The sequence below is a fragment of the Caballeronia sp. LZ029 genome (assembly GCF_031451275.1).
Classification (GTDB): Bacteria; Pseudomonadota; Gammaproteobacteria; order Burkholderiales; family Burkholderiaceae; genus Caballeronia; species Caballeronia jiangsuensis.
Genome location: NZ_JARUXO010000105.1, coordinates 1 through 17,248 on the forward strand (window position 1 = coordinate 1; position 17,248 = coordinate 17,248).

Genomic DNA, 17,248 nt, shown 5'->3' on the forward strand with positions numbered 1-17,248 from the left:
TGTTCTTCGGTAAATCGGCTCTTCCTCATGACTTCCATTCCTCCGTTGGAAGCCATTCTCTCAAGTTTCAACTGGTCCGAAAATCGCCAGGCAGGTCACATCTGCGGGGTTCTTTGTTTCAACCGTATGCGCGGAAAAACATAACGAATCCCTCATTGCCTTGTCCGGGCCTCTCATCCATATACAGAGTTTTCACCGTGAAATCTACTGGCGATCCCGAACGCACAGAATTGTCGCTGTTTATTCAAGGGAATGCAGATTTCGAGATTTAATCATCAGTGTTCTGTACAAAACGGGGCATTTAGCCCGTGGAATTCTGTTCCGGCGATCCTGGCCAAAGCCCACCACATCCGCAACGTTCCTGGACGCAAGATCGACGTCGACGATGCGATGTGGATTGCCGATCTGCTTGCGCATGGCCTGATCCGCTCCAGCTTCGTGACACCCGCTGCGACGCAGGAGCTACGCGATCTCACGCGTCGCGCAAACAACTCGTACGCGAGATCTCCCAGCACAGCGTGCGCACCCGGAAAGTGCTCGAGGACGCCAATCTCAAGCTCCGCAGTGTGCTCTCAGACCTCTTCGGCTGCAGTGGCCGCGCCATGCTCGAGGCCATCGTCGCCGGTGAGGACAATCCCGAACGGCTCACTGCACGAAAGAAAGCGCCCGAGCTTCGCGAGGCACTGCGCAGCCGCATTACCGCCCACCATCGCACGCTATTGAAACTTTATCTGGAGGTCATCGACGCCCTCCAACGCACCCTCGCTGAACTGAACGCGACCTTAAGAAAAGCGCTGGCGTCGTTCCGCCATTGTGTCCGCAAGCGGAGCACCGTCGCCGGCGTGAGTGACGTGACCACCCACATCATCCTCGCCGAGGTTGGCGCCGACGTGACGCGCTTTCCTGAGGGCGTTCACCTGCTCTCTTGGGCGGCTGTTGATTTGCACGGAATCCTGACCCACGCACGAGTGCGGACATAATTGGTTTCGTTCATCAACCAATGCGAACCTCCAGGTGTATGCACAACGCTGCTTCAGTCCCACCAAATTTCGAGGGTACACGCACAGGAATGACGAACAAGTCCGGCGACGTCCGCAGTTCCTCCTCCACCATACTGCCGTCTGACGTAACCCGTCGCCACACGAGCGCGGCACTCGCTAGATACTGAACGGACCGATCCATACCCGGGTCGTCTCGCTCAAGACTATGATCCGCAGTCGATACCGGGTTCGGTTGCGCTCCAGGAAGAGCAACTTCCAATAACTCTCCGATGCTGCGCTCCGTTTCAGACTCGGCAAAAGCAGCTTCCATTCTACGGCGCAGTGCAACTCGCAGAAAGAGGTTCGACGTATTGTGAATTGCCAGGCCTGATGCCGCAGCGTTAAGACTCTGCGCTGGATATCGACTACTCACGGATATCTGTACCAGCGGTTTTCCATTGCGAGGAGCAGACGTGCTCGTCGGGGGCCAGTACGTGATAGGTGGCCACTCGGGCCGCGTCCAAGCCGTCCACGCAGTCGGCTCGGATACAAGGAAACGCTCTAGCCATTGGCTTGCGACAGGCGGCCCACTCTCGGGAGCCAAGTCAAGAACCTTGTATGCGCGGTAGCGTACGCGCGCCGTGCCTCTGGACGGCTCTTTGCCGCCGTCTCCCGTCGGATCCCCTGGAGGAAAAGCAAAGTAGTCGACAAAGCTTGAGATGTTCGGGGGAGCATCGACCGAGTCAATCATGTCCACATGCTTGAGGTTCCAAGCCGCGGGGTTCTCCAACGGGAAAAAATAGATGGGCGTTGAGAACTGGAGGCCTTCCGGCGGAACCGGAGCAGGTCCACCCTCCAGCCACGGTGTGAGAACACGGTAATCTTCACTCCATTGGGAGCCCGCGGCCTGCGATTCGATCGACTTCAGAATGCCCCACGCCTGCGCGTCATCCGCCAATGCGTGGGTACCGTTTTGCACGGGCTCGAACTCGCGCTCGATGAAGATGTATTGCTCTGGTCCAGCGAACTCGCGCCGGTCGAAAGACAGGATCGAGCGAGGAAAGACGGGCGCTGCCTCTTTTAGCAAATACTCTGGGATGAACTGAAGACTGGGTTGATACTTGTCTGGCTGGAGGGCATCCTTCATGTAGTCCGCGGGTGGCCTCGCTTCCAAAATCAACGGCCTTTCGGGAGTAATCGACTCGTAGAGTGTTCGCATATACAGCAGCGGAGATCCGGAAGGAGTTCGCCACTGTTCGTCGTTGATACAATTTACTGCGACGATCCACCATGCGCCGAACTCGCGATGTCCACCGTCAATCGGAAGCCCGGCGACATACTCGCTTCTCTCTGGAAACGCCGCAGTTTCAACGGCAACATGACCCTCGTGGAAGCAGCAGGACACCTGATCGCCGATCTGTGGCTCACCTTTACCTCGCATTGACACATCGATCGAAGAAAGTCCCGCTGCGAGGAAATCATTTCCTTTGAAGTCTGCGAGGCCCGCCCATTGTTCGGTCTTCGTTGACATGATCACCATCACGGGTCTACCTTCCGGAACTATGGGGCTTGTGCCGCCGATGAAGCGATACCAAGTCCCATCAAACTCATATTGTGCCTGGCCCTGCGCAAATGGAAGAGGGGTTCTTGCTGTATAGACGCGGAACAGGACGACAGGTGCGGTCGTATTCGGAAGCGCCCGTGGCACCCAACGTAGATTCACGGCCCCTCGAAAGCCAACGACCGGGTGCTGCGTGGCGGAGCCGGTGCCGGCAGCAACGATGAACTCCGCCTCTAGGAGGCGCCCGACCATTGCAGTCTGCTCCGAGTTGAGCATGTCCGGCGAAAGCCGCTTTAACGCCGCTTCAAGCATCACGCGCTCGGCAATGCTTAGGGCATTGGCCCCAGGCAAAACCAGATTCTTCAATGCTAGGAATTTCGACAGTGCCGCGTCTCTGTTGATGCCGGTCACCGCTCGTATCGCGCTCGCTCTGACCACGTCTGCTTGAGACAAATCACATGCCAGCGAGGGGAGGCTGCCGCGAACCGGAAGGATCTTCACTGGCCCGAAAGAGGCGACCGAACTGAATGCAGCGTAAGCTCGAAAACGCGCGTTCTCGCCCTCTCGGGGAATCATCCAGCGAGCCTCTTGGAAGACCGGAGCGTCGTCGGGTCCCGACTGGATAAGATACCGCAAGGTTTGATCTCGGAGATCCTGAACATATTTGAGATAACCCGTGCCGACAGCGTTACTCAGAAGCACCTCGTATTCGAAACCTTTGTCGGCATCGGAAAGCGGCCACGTAGCGTCTGGCGTTGTCTTGATTCCGCTTTGCCAGATTTTCCATCCACCGCTTTCCGCGGCATCCCGGACCGCCCGTTCTAGAACGGGGTTGTCGACGCCTGATGCGGCCAGCGTCTCCAGCGCGGTTTCAACGAAGCCTGACTTATCTTTTTCGAGCTGAACAGTCGTGACTGGTCGTCGAAGGACGGCGAAGTGCGTAACGAGACCTGAGCGAACAATGGTCGATGCCGTGCCGATAACGGATTGATCCCCCGGCTCCCAAGCAGCAGTCAGACTGCCGATAGGGGTACCCACTGCAATGTTCTTGGGCGGCGGCGGGGGACTTTGCCAGCGCGGCGTGAAAATGAAACTTTTAACGTCCGATTCCATCGGAGCGGCTGCGAGGACAGGGATGGGGTCCGACTCTTGCTCAAATACATCAACCGCAGTGACCCAAAACCGATAGCGTTGCGGTTTATCAGGGTGATGGTCCGAATCGACGCGCAAGTCCTCAACCGTCCAAAGTTTATGGCCCGGTTTATTATTGTCGTAGGTGAACGGAAGAGCGCCCTCGACTCGGTCCCACTTTGCTCCCGCCTTGACGCCTTCCGCATTAGGTTGGCATGCGCGCAAATTGAGGAGGGTCTGCGAAAACCCGGGCGGTAGCATCCCTTTTGTTGGATACGAAACAACTTTTCCATTCTGAGAGATCTTAAGCGGCATTTGCAGCGTAGCTTCGGCCGGGGGACGTCCTACCAAATTCAATGCTGCGACCCTTGAGGGCGGCAGCCTGCTCAAAAAACGTTCGAGATCACGCCTGAACGAGTACCTTCTCGTAATAAGGAATGGACGAAGTTCTTCGAGCGAGGGTTGCAGATCTGGATCGTCGAAATACTTTTGCAGGGTGCCAGTGCTTTCGCCATCCCATGCACCGTAAACGTTGTAGAGAAAATCATAGGGCTCACGCGGCGCCGCATTCATCTGCATTCGAATGGCCAAAACTCCATCGCCGGTCAGCGGCTTGGCAAAGCTCATCACCTGTTCGAGGTGAATTTCGAGGTTGTCGTTTATCGGAACAGGATGTGAGGAGACAAGGTCATAGTCGACCCAAGCCGTGAATGCGCCTGAGGGCGGCATCTCGGCACCGCGAGAACGGCCCGCCTTGCTGCTTTGGCGCGAGGGCGCAACAGGATAGGACCCGGGGTCATAGCCTTTCGACGACGCGGAGTTCGGAAAAGCATACGCCGTCGAGGTCGCCGAGGCGCTCCTGTCGTGTTCGACGGCCACCTTCAGGCCTGAAGCTGCAGCTTCGTCGAGAACATAGTCAACACCAAGTCCCAACGCTTCCGCTGCAAAAAAGATGCGGCCCTGATCTTGGGGCAGGCATGGGTTTGTCGGTTTGTCCACTCCCGTTTTATCGTAGTCGCAACCGAAGTCGAGAAGTTGGCCGCCTTGCGCTGCACGCATTGCCATCAGGGCCCGCATGTTGTCGGCTTCACCCTTGATCCGAACAGCATCCGCGTATAGATCGTTCTCCAGGAGCAGCGAAAGCAATGTCGCGAGTCGTCGAGGTCTGGACACGTGGTCGGCAGCAAGTTTGTCGCTCGCGGACCCAATGGCTGATTCCATCCAAAGCGGAAGGCGCGCTCTGCTTTTGGATAGAGCGAGACGGCAACTGTCTCTGAGCACGCGTACGGGCTGCAGCGGGAAGAGTCGAAATATAGCAGCGAACTGAACCGCATGAAGATCAATCTCATCGGCGTTCAGAACAGAGAAGTGCGCCTTTTTGCGCGCGAGGAAGTCGCGCAGTTTCTGTGCGGCGGCTCTGCGCAACTTTGATTCCACGGCGAACACACTCGACTGCCCCAATATATGCGCTACGCCCAGCGCAAGCGTGTCACTGTTCGGATCATTAGGATCCTTCTTGAGAGTCTGTGCGTCCGGATCAACCGGGTCCCAGTTGCCGCTAGCAGGAAGCCAGTCGAAGAACCTGTTTTCTGTGTCCAGCACGGTGCGATCACGCGGCGGGTCAAGCATTACTAACGGGCGGGGACTGACGTCGAACGTCCATGAAACTCCAGCGTCGTTCTCCAACTTGACGTGGAAGACGTCCTCTGGCAGCGGGAACTCGACGTCGGTGGGAGACTGCGCCGTGCCACGAGCATTTTCGGACTGGCCCAAAATCCAGCGAATGCGCACCGTCACCTTGCCCGTCTGAGGACCCGAGATGGTGATAAATTTGACTCGGACGGTCCTCTTCATAGGGCTTCCTCATGGAAATCGATGGCACGGTCTCTGAACTTCTGGAGTAGCTTGTTGCATTGTGCTGGCGTTCCACCGCCCCGATTGATCATCACGACGTCAAAGACGGCTGAAGTGCTGTAAGTGTCGCATCCGATCTCGACGCGCACTTCAAAGATGAACTCAGCGCGCATGCGGGTGATGCCTTCGCCCAATTCACCGAGCACTTCGAACATTGCACTCGCATCTATGCGGACGCCCGCTATCGTGACGTCGAGGAAGATGACCGAAGCATGGCCCTTGACGTCTCCATAGATCGCGGCACCGATCAAAAAACGATCCGTGGACTTGCGTCTTGCCAGTAGTTCGTTCACGGTTTCAAGCAACCACTTTTCGTCGTTGCTCAGTGCCGCCGGCACGAATAGCGGCAGACTGAACAACGAGGGCGCGGTGTTGAGCTTGCAGAAGTTGAAGGTGCCACCAATCATGACCTCGACGTATGCGCGGGCGTCCGCTATATCGTTGCCGGTGACCTGAAATGAGTTCGAGTATCCAGCGCGGATCGCTAAGCCAAATCCAAAGGAGACGCCGTCGGTCGGTGAGTCGAAGTAATAGGCTTTTACACCGCCCTGGAATGTGTTGATGGGCCACGCGTCGGGAAGCTGAACACTGATTGCCTTGCTCCAGTCCGGTTTTTCGGATCCGATGGTGCCCGGTAGCATCGGCGGATAGCCCATGGATAAGCCGAACCCCTGAGTTTTTCCCCAGCCAAAAGAAATGGAAAGCAGCCCCGGCGAGAGATTGGCTGTATTTTCAAGTGTGGCACTCGGGAGTTGAACACTCGCGTTGGCGTATTGATGCTCGAAATCGATCAGCAGTCGAATCGTCGCTGATACCATCGAAAAGATGCTGACGTTGGTCTGCCCGTAAAAGAGACCACTATCTGACCATAGCAACGCTAGATTGTCATTCCCAATTGCTTTCGCCAGAAAGCTGTCTGGCTCGAAAGTGCCTTGGATTCCGACCACAACACCCATACCATCGGTCGCCGGGCTCCACTTCTGCAGCCACTCGACGGGATCCTTTCCCGAGGCGGGGAAAAGGGAACGATCAAGCGACTCAGGAGCGGTGAGATAGTCTGAAAGTGGCTTTTGGCCGACCTCAAGTATCCGCTGGGCCCCGTACGCCACCAGCAAGCCCGCTTGAGTGACATCAGTTCCTGCGACCTTCGGCGTCGTTTCCTTCTTTAGGGATGCGATCCAGAACGGGCGTGCGCCCGACGAAATTCTCAGGTACAAGCCCGCCGCGCCACCGTCTGCGAATCCCGATAGCGTGGCTGCGCCGTAGAAGTCCCGATTGTTAGCGTCGTTGTACTGAACCGGGTCAATTGGCGGTTTATCACCGGCCTGATGGTTACCGTCGCGCCAACTGAGTTGTCCCTCCAGTCGTAGACCGAGAATGCTCAGATCGAAGTCGATGTTGTCGAGTTCTACGCGATAAAGCAGACTCGAGCCTTTGCTGGTGACGATGAGTCGACCACCTACGCGCTTGAGGCCTAAGGCGCCTACATCCAACGCAAACGTAACCTCGGTTTCATTCAGCGAGGCATCCGTACCGAACTTGAATGAAAAACCGCGGACACTTATTGGCCATTTTTCGAACAGCCGCGATGGGGCTTCCGCAGGTAGCAAAACTGACAGCGTCGGGGTGGGACTATCCGCAGAGATGGGAAGCGACAACGCTGCCTGGATCCGGTCTTGGTCAAACCAAGGCAAAGTCCGCTTGAGCTCGTCGGACGGAACAAGGTCCACCTCCAGCGAGGCCGTTCGGAAGTCGGTGCGAAAACGGCGAAAATCGATTCGTTTAAAGCCAGGCAACGATTTAGTCGAAATCTTGGAGTCTGTGGCAGGCGTGATCTCGAATTCGCTGCTCTGGCCGTCGGTCAGTCCGAGCGTGCCCTTACCACATAGCTCAATAGGATTTCCATCATCTGACTTAATAGCGTCAATTTCAACGCTCATCGTCAAGGATGCCGCGATCATCGTGCCGGCGCTCCCGATGGTCGTGAAGTCCCAAAGGTAGAGCGCATAGGGAGGACGGTTCAATGACGGCCTGGGATAGACTTGGGTCTTACCCGCTCCTTTGAGTTTGACTTTCCATGTGTGGCCGGTTGCGTCTAACCAACCATATTCAAGCACCAGCCCTTTGTTAATCGTGTCAGACAAGGACTGCAGCAGCAGCGCGCCGTCTGGGATGTCAACCGCCAGCACCAGCGGCACATCCGCTAGAAAGACGCCTTGCCAACGATTGAACGCAGGATCCAGTGCCGATCCCGGCAAGGTTCCCGGCGCGACTGTGCGGCTTCTCGGCCAAAGACGCGGAAGCTTTTGTGGTTCTTCCTTTAGAAATGTCGAATACGGGCCGACTCGAGTCGGATCGAGCGTTTCCCGTGTGCTGTAATCAAAGACGAACTGACACGCGCACGTTTTCCCGTTTCGTTTTACATCCCAAAGCCACAAAGCGGCGGATGGATCCGCCCCTTCGTACAGCGGGATTCCAAGGCCCGGAGAAAATGGCCACAGCGCTCGCGCAACGGGCTCCGACCCGTTAGCGATCTTCACATTCTCGTGCACAAAGGACGCGAACCACGCCTGCTGGTCCGCGTTCGAGGCAAGCTGGTCCAACGAAAAGACGAGATTTTCCAGTTCCTTGTGCTTTTTCGCCCACTTGTCAATCGCATCCTTATTGAGAAAAATAGAAAGTTTGCGATGAAAGAAACTTTTCCAGCCTTGTCCGCGATACTCGGCTGCGACATACGCAAGGACCACGGCCAACGCTCCATATGCGAGACCAGTGTTGTCATTGTCCGCTAAGGCTTTCGTTACTGTATCCGAACGCTGGAACTCCACGGCCGCGAACGTCGAGCCGAGCTCTGCCTGTTCATGCAGAATAAAGCCTTCCGTAGTTTTAAGAGCCCAGTTCCGGAACCAGTCTTCCTGCAGGCGAAGGTCCGGCTGTGCTGAGGAGTGTGTGCCCTGAAACTCTTTTCCCGAGGACAGAGTCTTGACGAGATACTTATTCCACGTTGAGACCGTTCCCTTATCCTTCTGCGCCAAGCTTGCCAAGCTGCCTAGGGGAGGGACTAGCAACTCGCATGACGCAAACGTCAGCGTACCGTACCAATTTAGTGTAGATCGGCGTTGAAGTTCGTACCGCAGCGGCGTTACCGTACTGTTCAATCCTTCCGGTTGCCGCCTTACCCGGAGCATCGTCCTCGGCAGCGGTACGTCAAGCACTCCTGCGATCGCATCATGAGACAGTTGCCTTTGACGTGGGCCAAGCCATGACACCGTAAGCTGAACAAGCGGGGTTGTGGGTTCGTCATCAAACCCCCGCTCGGCAAGCATAGCGAGCCGCGGCTGCGACACGTCGAGAACCTCTCGGCTTCGCCCTGTGCTGTTGAATCCCAAAAGTCGAAGTCCGTCGAAGACCTCATCGGTCGCCGTCGGATTCGCCGGAGGCTTTCGCTCAACGAATTCGACGTTGCGCGTTGCGCGCGTATCGTGAGTCCCGACCACTAGTCGCGACTGGAAACGGAACCTGCCTCCGTTGCCGGCGAGTGTTGCGCAAGGTCCCAGCGAGAACTGCACGCGATCGTCCCGGTCGATGTCGAGCTCACACATTCCGCGTGAAAACCACGCTCGCTCAAGCGGAACCATGCTAGTCCCCAATGTCTGAGATTGAAGACCGATTCCCCATTCGTCGGGAACGCTAAGACGCAACTGACAGTCGGCCATGCGCATGCCCGGCGAGTCGATCTGCAGCCCGACCGGAACGCCATTGTCAGTCACGAAGTACCTGAGCCGGACCTTCTTCTCCCGGTGCACGTTTAAATCAGCCGTAATCATCACGCGATTACCTGGAATAGCCCGAGGTGGAGGAAAGGTGACAACCGCCCCATGATCCGGCGTTGGTTCAGAGTCGTAGAGCCGTGTGTTCGTCTCAACGCAGTAACCATCGCTTCCAGCTTTTATCAACCGGCCACGCTCATCGGCGAATTTCCAGGCCCAGTCGTGCGGGGGATCGTGTTTTTCTCCCGGAAGCAATAGCATCATGCGATGCTTGCTGAGCAGCCCCATTGGTTGGTCGCAAACGTATATTGTCTGATACGCGAACTCAACGGCGATAGCCTGTCCTGCCTTCTTTTCAAACGTCCAGTGGCCGAAATAGAGGGTGGGACCGTGGTCCACGCCTCTGCACTGACCCGTAGACTTCACGGTTATTGCGGTTGCGGACAGCAGCGCGCGAGTACCGCTGGATGGATTACTCGGACCGAGGTGCAATGAATCTGCTGCGGCGATCGAGACGATCGCAGGCGGTTGCGACAACAAGGTGGCAGATATTTCGCCGTACAGGATCGCGCTTCCGTCTGGGTTGGCTATTACCTTAGAGTTCTTCGTCGACGAGAATTGCAACACGCCCGCAGGAGTGCCCGCGTCAATGAGAAAGAGTCCTGATCCGGGCATAAAAACTCCTCACGCTACGGAGGAAATCGGAGAAAACGGAAGCTTGCGAATATAACGACGACCTCGATTCGCCCATTAGCCGACATACATAGTATCTACGCTCGCGACTGGTAACGTTCTGCCACCTTATCATCCAGAATACGCGGGCTTTTGGAACATTTTTTAATGTTTAGACGATTTAAACTACTCTCGAATTTTTTTCTCCAAAAAGCCACTCTCGGCTTACGATCGTTTTTAATTCCTGTAGCGCAGCGCGCTACCAAGCATAGGATCTGGCAGACAGCACGTTTCTTTTTGATTTAGATGAATTTATCGCGAGGTTTATAGTCATGAGTCTGCGATGGCCCTATATTGTGCAATCCTGATCAACCAATGTATTCGACTTAATCTGACTCATTGAGATGTTTTGAGATGTAACATCGAACTCAATCTCTTCGCGGCTTTTATGCTAGACATATAAGGCTTAATCTATGTGATGAGGTTTTCAGGAGCAAAAATAGGCAGCGCGAACACTGCTCTGACCCGAGATTTTAGATTCGTTAGACCGCTACATGTCGTCTATCCTGCGAGGCAATTTGGATGCGCTGACGATCATATCGACATCGTACGTAGTCGACAGTGAATCCCAGTCGCCAATCGGATCGAAAATCTCGCGCGCATTTTGGTAAGACAATAGAGCTGAGCGTTGTTATCATTCCTGACACCATTTATAGGCAATTTGTGACTTATTGCAAGCCTCGTGTATGAATACAGGCGCGTGGCCTGTTGGCCCGATCGAGGCGCCGGCGTCGCCTGCCCATCCAGATTTAATAGATCGATGTGACGATGTCCGGCCATTTGTACCGAGTTCTGCGATTCTGGCGCGAGTGAGGTGCCCAGGCTCACAAGGTCCATGGATGCCAGATTAGGCGGCTTCGATAGCGCCCGTCATGCGGTAATCGCCGCGGTGTTGTTCACGCTTCGCAAGCTTAGGTCGCAAACGTCGTTGCGATGCCAGGACGTCCTGAAAAACCGCTTGCGTGGTCCAACCTCGCCGGCGCACCCGGTCGAACCGAGCAGTTGTCGAACTACCCTCTGCGCAATGAACCTGACACTTAACATCGTCGAGCCTTTCCGAATAGTGGCGTTCTTCCATTTCGTGAAGCTATCGCGTTTCGATCTTTATTGTCCGGGCCGTCTGCCATGTTCTCAGGTTTATTGAGACTGTTCTAAAGTTTCTTGTTCGACAACATTGCGATGTTCTCAAACAAAAAAGTCAAAAATTAAAACGACGGTAACAATCGCGTCGATTTAGCATTGTTCCGTTAAGGACAGCAGTAAGATGGTCTGTTTGTGACTAGCAAACAGCTGTGGCGAGGTCCGGTTCTCAACTATTTTGTAGAAATGACACAAGTCCTGCGCGTCGAAGACTCTCGGGCGGAAGTCCCGAATCGGCCTGAGCGGTCCCGTCTCCACGCCCGCGAATCCTTTCAGCGGGCTTGCGCTTTCTTGAATGAGGGCGGCATACCATGTTTCGCCAAATTCCCGCCGTACCAAGGAGGGGCGCCGTTCGAATAGCCGTGCTGAGCCAACCACCGGTAGACGTCTAGCCGCGTCGCGTTGACGCTCAACTCTTTGCGCATTTCGCTAGTTATCAGATGCGGGACTTGCTCGCTTGTATTGTGATACAGCACTAGCCGAATGATTTGCCTAACGTACTCATATGACGTGAGTGCTGCGAGTGTCGCAGGGGCCTCGTCTCCTGGCTCAGCTGCCCGGCCGCGCGTCGTGCGGGCAAGCCTATGGTCCAGATGCGAATGTCTCGAGTGGTGGTTCGCCTCGATAGGCCCTTTGGCGGCACCGTCGCGGCTACGGGCGAACTCGATTTTTCCTTCCCATGCTCGCGTGTGTACGGATATAGCGAGGGCATTGCGAAATTCTCCGTTGTCCGTGTGGATCCCGTCGAAACGTATCACAGGAATTGCATCGTCTTCGATATCATCGAATCCGTAGCGCTTGAACCACGATTTTTTCGGCGTCGCTGCGTGCGCCGCTGCGAGCAGGGCGGTCTTGGCGGACGGAGCCTCAAATCCTATATATAAGCCCGCGATCATCTCGCTTCTGGCGTCACGCAGGAAGATGCACGTTGCTGGACCTACACAAATCAGGCGTGAGGCTATCGAACAAAGATTGACGTCGGCCGGCGAAGAATCCATCCATCCTCGTTGTCCAATCTTCACGACGTCTTCCCTAGCGGTCCCCAGCATGAGCCTGTGCGTCTCAGTCCATTTTTTCTCGCTCATGAGAACGCGCGACGCGCGCATAGCGGGGTCGCCCTTCGGACCCCAGTAGGAAAACTGGCGTTCGGTGGGCCGCTGAGCGGCGGGCAGCAATATGGGTTGCTCGATTCCGACCACGACCGATATTCCTGAACGCCAAAAGACGGCACATGTTTCGAGATAAGCCTCTCTGATCGAACGTCCAAACAGGTAAGGATGCCAGCCAAACTGAACTTTCTCTACTGCGTGAGAATCATGACAAACCCTTCGACTTCTGGCTGGATGTGGATCTTTACTCGCTTTGTCGTTTCGATGCACGCAACGCCTCCAGTTTATCGTCAAACAGAGCGGTGCGGTAATCGGCATCGCGTGATGCCGGGTGGCCGCTCGTTGATGCGGTATTCTGTTGCGAAGGGGCCTTCACGCTTACGCGCGATAGGAGTGGGTCCTCCAGACCTTGCGCAACGAGCTCTTCGGTCTCGTCTTTTCTATTGCGGCGAATGTCCCCGATCATTTGGACCTCCTCAGGATCTTATTCGGGCAAAAAACGGGCAATTAAAAGACTATACGGCGGAACGTGGAAAGGCTCCCTCCAAACGCGGTTCAGCTGCCGACATTCTCGCCAAAACCTTCGGTCCCAATCCATTACTTGATGGAACATGCTGATCCGGCAGTCCGGGCGGAATGTGAGGATCTTCTCGCGCTGCTTACGCCGGTGCTAAAAGCTTCTTTAGTGAGCTTCGCGCGGACCGATGCTTCGTTTTCCGTTTCGCGCGCGTTGATGAATTCGATTTCGTTCTGGTCTCTCACACCGCGGCCATCAAATCTGATCAGCGCGTCGTTGTCCTGGATCGTCAAAATTTCGTGGATCGTGGTTTGTGTGATGAATCGTTGGTCGGGTGAACGTTTTCGAGACGCTTCAGTCCATCTTCCGTCGCAAGCCATGCAACGGCTTGGGTCGTTAGGATCTAGTGTGACAATGGTGGGTATCGGTCCGCTTCGTGCCTTGCTCATAAAGTCCCGAGCCGATCAAATAATCGCTCACGAAGCGACATGCCAGGATCCGTTCGCGTTTTTCTCCGCGATCGGGGCGGTGAATGAAAAGGCCGCGTTCAGTTACGACCACGGACCGTTGTGGAAGCATCCGTATTAACCCGAGATGTGCGTGTAGAATAGCATCGCCCGGTCCGCTGCCGTACTTCCCGTCGCGATAGCCGGTGGCCTGGCCGTGACCGCCGGCACGAAAGCGCTGTCAGTCAAATGACGAGGTAGTGCCTTCGCCCCCGTAGGCCGCGAAGGGCAGACGATGCCTGTAGTGATCAACTCGGCCAGCCCCTTCTGATGGGTTTCGTCGCAAATGTGCCAGGCTACGAGCCACGAGGACCTTCCCGACACTTGTACCGGGACATGCATCGGCCATCTTCCCAGATCAAGGTTTCGACGCGTGAGCATGAGCACGGTATTCGATGGATATATGATCATCGAAAATGACGGTGCGGCCGCATAAATCCCTCGGCTACGGGATTCGTGAAACAGTGCAAGGTCAGGTTGTTTTGGAGCCCGGCGGTATGGTGCGCTCTTCCGTCTCAACTGAGGCCCTAATGCTTTTCTTGACCGGGCTCAGATTTACGGGAAGTTGATCGAGCGTCGTAAGTAGATCTCGTTGGGACTTAATTCCCAGTTTAGCGAACGCTCGGTACCGGTACGTCAACACCGTTGTTTCTGATAGCTCCAACAAAGCAGCGGTCTCTCGTGATGTCTTTCCTGCGAGCAGGTAGGAGATGACCTGCCTTTCACGATGAGCCAAGTTTGTGAGTATGCGATGGTGCAAAGCATCACTGACTGCTCGACGTGCGGTCTTCCTAACATGCGCAAGCACGGATTCGCCCAGTACCGGCGCGCAACATGTAATGGTCTCGAAGTCCTGCTCAGAAAACAGGTTGAATGAGAGATTCCGATAAAGGCTGATCGCGGCACGAAACCCGTCCCCGCCCAACAGCAACACAGAGACTCTTTCCCGGATGCCAGGCTTTGTATAGCACAGCTCCCGATACCTCTGATCGCTGACATCTGACCTTGCCCCCGTTTGACGAATCCCATAGCTGAGGGAATTATGCGGCTTCGCCTTGCTGAGCCGCGAACCAGTTCTTCTCGAAATTCATAGGGCTGACGTAGTCGAGTGTCGAGTGCAACCGTCGTGCATTGTAAAAGCCCAGCCAATCAATTACTTCATCCATTGCGGCACGCCGTGTAGCGAAGTGCCGGCCATGCATGCGTGCTACCTTCAGCGAACCCCACAGACTTTCGGTCGGCGCGTTGACGCTCCTATGTCAAGGAACCCGCGTCGAATCGGTCAGATCAGCGAGGATGAGCGGGTACATTTCCCTCACGATATAGCGCTTCAGGCATCGATGAATTTCCTTGTTTGACATGCCTTCTTTGGTCCGGCGCTCGACGTAAGCGCGGGTCCGGGGATCGCTTCTCATGCGGACCATCGCGATGGTCCACAAGGCATTGTTTGCGGACCGGTCGCCACCTCGGTTCAAGCGATGCCGGACCGTTTTGCCAGACGACGCCTGCAGCGGGCTCGCTCCACAAAGCGCTGCCAATGCAGCTTCACTTTTCAGACGTTCAGGATTGTCGCCCGCTACGGCGACGAGCACTGCCGCGGTCTGTGGACCAACACCGAATCTCTCACGAAGGCGGCTGGCGTGCTCGCTAGTCAGCCGATCAAGCATCGCATCAAGCGTCCTGAGCTCTTCGGCCAACATGAGCCAGCGTTTGGCCAGCAAACGCAACGTCGTTGTTAGCGTTTGCAGCAGTGGCGTTGATCCCAACGAACGAATACGTGCGCAACCGTCGACGCATTCTGCCGGCTTTCCTTTCCACAGGCGCTCGCGAATTTCCTGGGGAGCGCTGACCAGCAATGCCCGCAATTGATTGATGGCCTGCGTTTTCGCCTTCACGGCACTGCGTCTGGCAACAGAGACAGCGCGCATCGCTTCGGCTGCTCCGGACTGCGTTTTTGGAATCGCTGTTGCGCTGCCGGAGATGACCGATCGCGCGGCATTCTCGGCATCCGTGGGATCGGACTTTCCCCGGAGTCGGCGCGTGCTCCGGTCTGGGCGATTCACTTCCAGCACATCAATCTCGTGGTCCCGCAATACGCGGGTCAAGCCAGCTCCGTACGTACCCGTTCCTTCAACCCCGGCGCGCAACAGACAGCCAAATGAATTGGCCCAGATCAATAGTTTCAGATATCCGGCTGCATCGGCGGGCACCGACAGCGTCCCGAGAAGCTTTCCTGCTTCACTGATCACCGCGCCGACATGTGCATCCAGATGCGTATCGACACCCAGAATGACTTCGCTTCTTATCGATTGGTCGTTCATGCGAGCTTCCTTTGTAGTGGACGCATCGCCAACCCCATTCGCAGGACAGGACACTCACGGTGCAGAACAAAGCTCCTATCAGGTCACAGACGCTGGGCCCGGCAACGCTCGGGGAACGCCGGAACCCGATCGACAGGTCAACACCAAGGCAGTTCGGCCAATCCCAGCACGGGTCAGATCGGTCCGACGTTCAGGGGCGATCTTAGACTGAGTATCCCAACAATCGCCGCGCCGGCTCATCGACGAGCGCATGCCATAGGCCTTCAGGGTGTCCTGAAACAAGCCGCTGCAATACTGGGCGCCCCTGTCGCTATGTACGATTACGCCAGCTTCCGGGCGGCGCCGGAACCACGCCATGCGCAATGCGTCCGTGACCAGTTCCGCCTTCATGTGCGGCTGCATCGACCAGCCCACCACCTGTCGGCTGAACAGGTCAATGATGACCGCGAGGTACACCCAGCCCTCGGCTGTCGCCAGATAGGTGATATCGCTCGTCCATACCTGATTCGGGGCAGTTGCAGTGAAGTTGCGCGCAAGCAGATTGGGCGCCACCGGCAAATCGTGGTTCGAGTTCGTCGTCGCGATGTATTTGCGCTTGTGGCGGGCTCGAATGCCATGCCGCGCCATCAGCTTGCGAACCCGCTCCTTGCCCACGCGCACGCCATGCGTGAGTAGTTCCTTCCACATTCGAGGCCAGCCATATTCGCCCTTGACCTGCGCGTGAATCGCCTTGATGTGCGCGAGCAGCGCGTCGTCGCTCACGCGACTTCGGTACGGCTTGTCCTGCGCCGTGCGTTGTCGATGCTGATGATATCCGCTGGGACTAACTTCCAGCACTTCGCATAGTACAGAGACCGGCCATTGGCGTCGATTGCGCTGGATGAACGCGTACTTCACATCGACTCCTTGGCGAAGTACGCGGCCGCTTTTTTTAAAATATCTCGCTCCATCTTCAGGCGAGCCACTTCGGCACGCAGTCGCGCCAGTTCCATCTGCTCCGGGCTCACAGGCTTCGTGCCTGCTCCCGCCAGCTTGCCTTCCCGGTCAGCCTTCACCCAGTTGTACAGCGTCTGTTCAACCAGCCCCAGTGTCGCCGCCACCGCCGCCATGCTTTGCCCGGCCTTGACCAGTCGCACCGCTTCCAGCTTGAACTCAAGCGTGTACTGCGCTCGCTTTGCCTTGCTCGTCATCGTTCTTGTTCTCCTTGCTTGAGTTTACCTGCTCAGCAAGGGATTCGTTTTTCGGGGGCAAGCTCAATCTTCCGCAAACTGATGGCTCATCCAGAGCTGCGATCGCGCCGGCACGTGCTTTCGCGAGAGCCACGTCATGTTGTTATCCAGTAAATCGAAACGATTACTGTAATAGTCGACGGCAGTGATCGATGCGACGGCGCCGTGCGCGCTCGCGGTCGACAACGCCGAAACGCGGCCATTTGGCTCCAGTGCGAACACTGTGCAGTGGCTCGCGGGTGACCTGCCTGGCGATTTTCGGACCAGTTGAAACTTGAGAGAATGGCTTCCAACGGAGGAATGGAAGTCATGAGGAAGAGCCGATTTACCGAAGAACA

At 56.1% G+C, this 17,248-nt stretch carries 7 protein-coding genes and 3 pseudogenes; 1 reads left to right on the forward strand and 9 read right to left on the reverse strand.

Annotated features, from left to right (window positions below):
* Positions 1-518: 518 nt before the first annotated feature.
* Positions 519-980, forward strand: a complete 462-nt coding sequence (locus QCE73_RS38530; protein WP_309886018.1) for a transposase — start codon at positions 519-521, stop codon at positions 978-980.
* Between the two features lie 13 nt (positions 981-993).
* Here QCE73_RS38530 and QCE73_RS38535 read toward each other — a convergent pair whose 3' ends face one another.
* The 9 genes and pseudogenes from QCE73_RS38535 to QCE73_RS38575 form a co-directional block, all read right to left on the reverse strand.
* Positions 994-5,526: a hypothetical protein gene (locus QCE73_RS38535; RefSeq protein WP_309886019.1), complete on the reverse strand. Its 4,533-nt coding sequence runs from the start codon at positions 5,524-5,526 to the stop codon at positions 994-996.
* Positions 5,523-10,031, reverse strand: a complete 4,509-nt coding sequence (locus tag QCE73_RS38540) for a hypothetical protein (protein ID WP_309886020.1) — start codon at positions 10,029-10,031, stop codon at positions 5,523-5,525. Before QCE73_RS38540 ends, QCE73_RS38535 begins: the two co-directional genes overlap by 4 nt.
* Before the next feature lie 1,469 nt (positions 10,032-11,500).
* On the reverse strand, positions 11,501-12,607 hold the full coding sequence (locus tag QCE73_RS38545) for a hypothetical protein (RefSeq protein ID WP_309886021.1): 1,107 nt from the start codon (positions 12,605-12,607) through the stop codon (positions 11,501-11,503).
* Complete coding sequence (locus tag QCE73_RS38550) at positions 12,582-12,803, reverse strand: hypothetical protein (protein ID WP_309886022.1); 222 nt, start codon at positions 12,801-12,803, stop codon at positions 12,582-12,584. Before QCE73_RS38550 ends, QCE73_RS38545 begins: the two co-directional genes overlap by 26 nt.
* Positions 12,804-13,832: 1,029 nt before the next feature.
* Positions 13,833-14,294, reverse strand: coding sequence for a response regulator transcription factor (locus QCE73_RS39535; RefSeq protein WP_404989882.1), 462 nt, complete (start codon positions 14,292-14,294; stop codon positions 13,833-13,835).
* Positions 14,295-14,400: 106 nt separating this feature from the next.
* A pseudogene (locus QCE73_RS38560) lies at positions 14,401-14,607 on the reverse strand (IS3 family transposase); the annotation flags it as partial.
* 12 nt (positions 14,608-14,619) lie between these two features.
* Positions 14,620-15,681, reverse strand: coding sequence for an IS110 family transposase (locus QCE73_RS38565; protein WP_309886024.1), 1,062 nt, complete (start codon positions 15,679-15,681; stop codon positions 14,620-14,622).
* 213 nt (positions 15,682-15,894) lie between these two features.
* Positions 15,895-16,871: pseudogene (locus QCE73_RS38570) on the reverse strand (IS3 family transposase); the annotation flags it as partial.
* A 63-nt stretch (positions 16,872-16,934) separates the two neighbouring features.
* Positions 16,935-17,248 (reverse strand): annotated as a pseudogene (locus QCE73_RS38575) (helix-turn-helix transcriptional regulator); the annotation flags it as partial.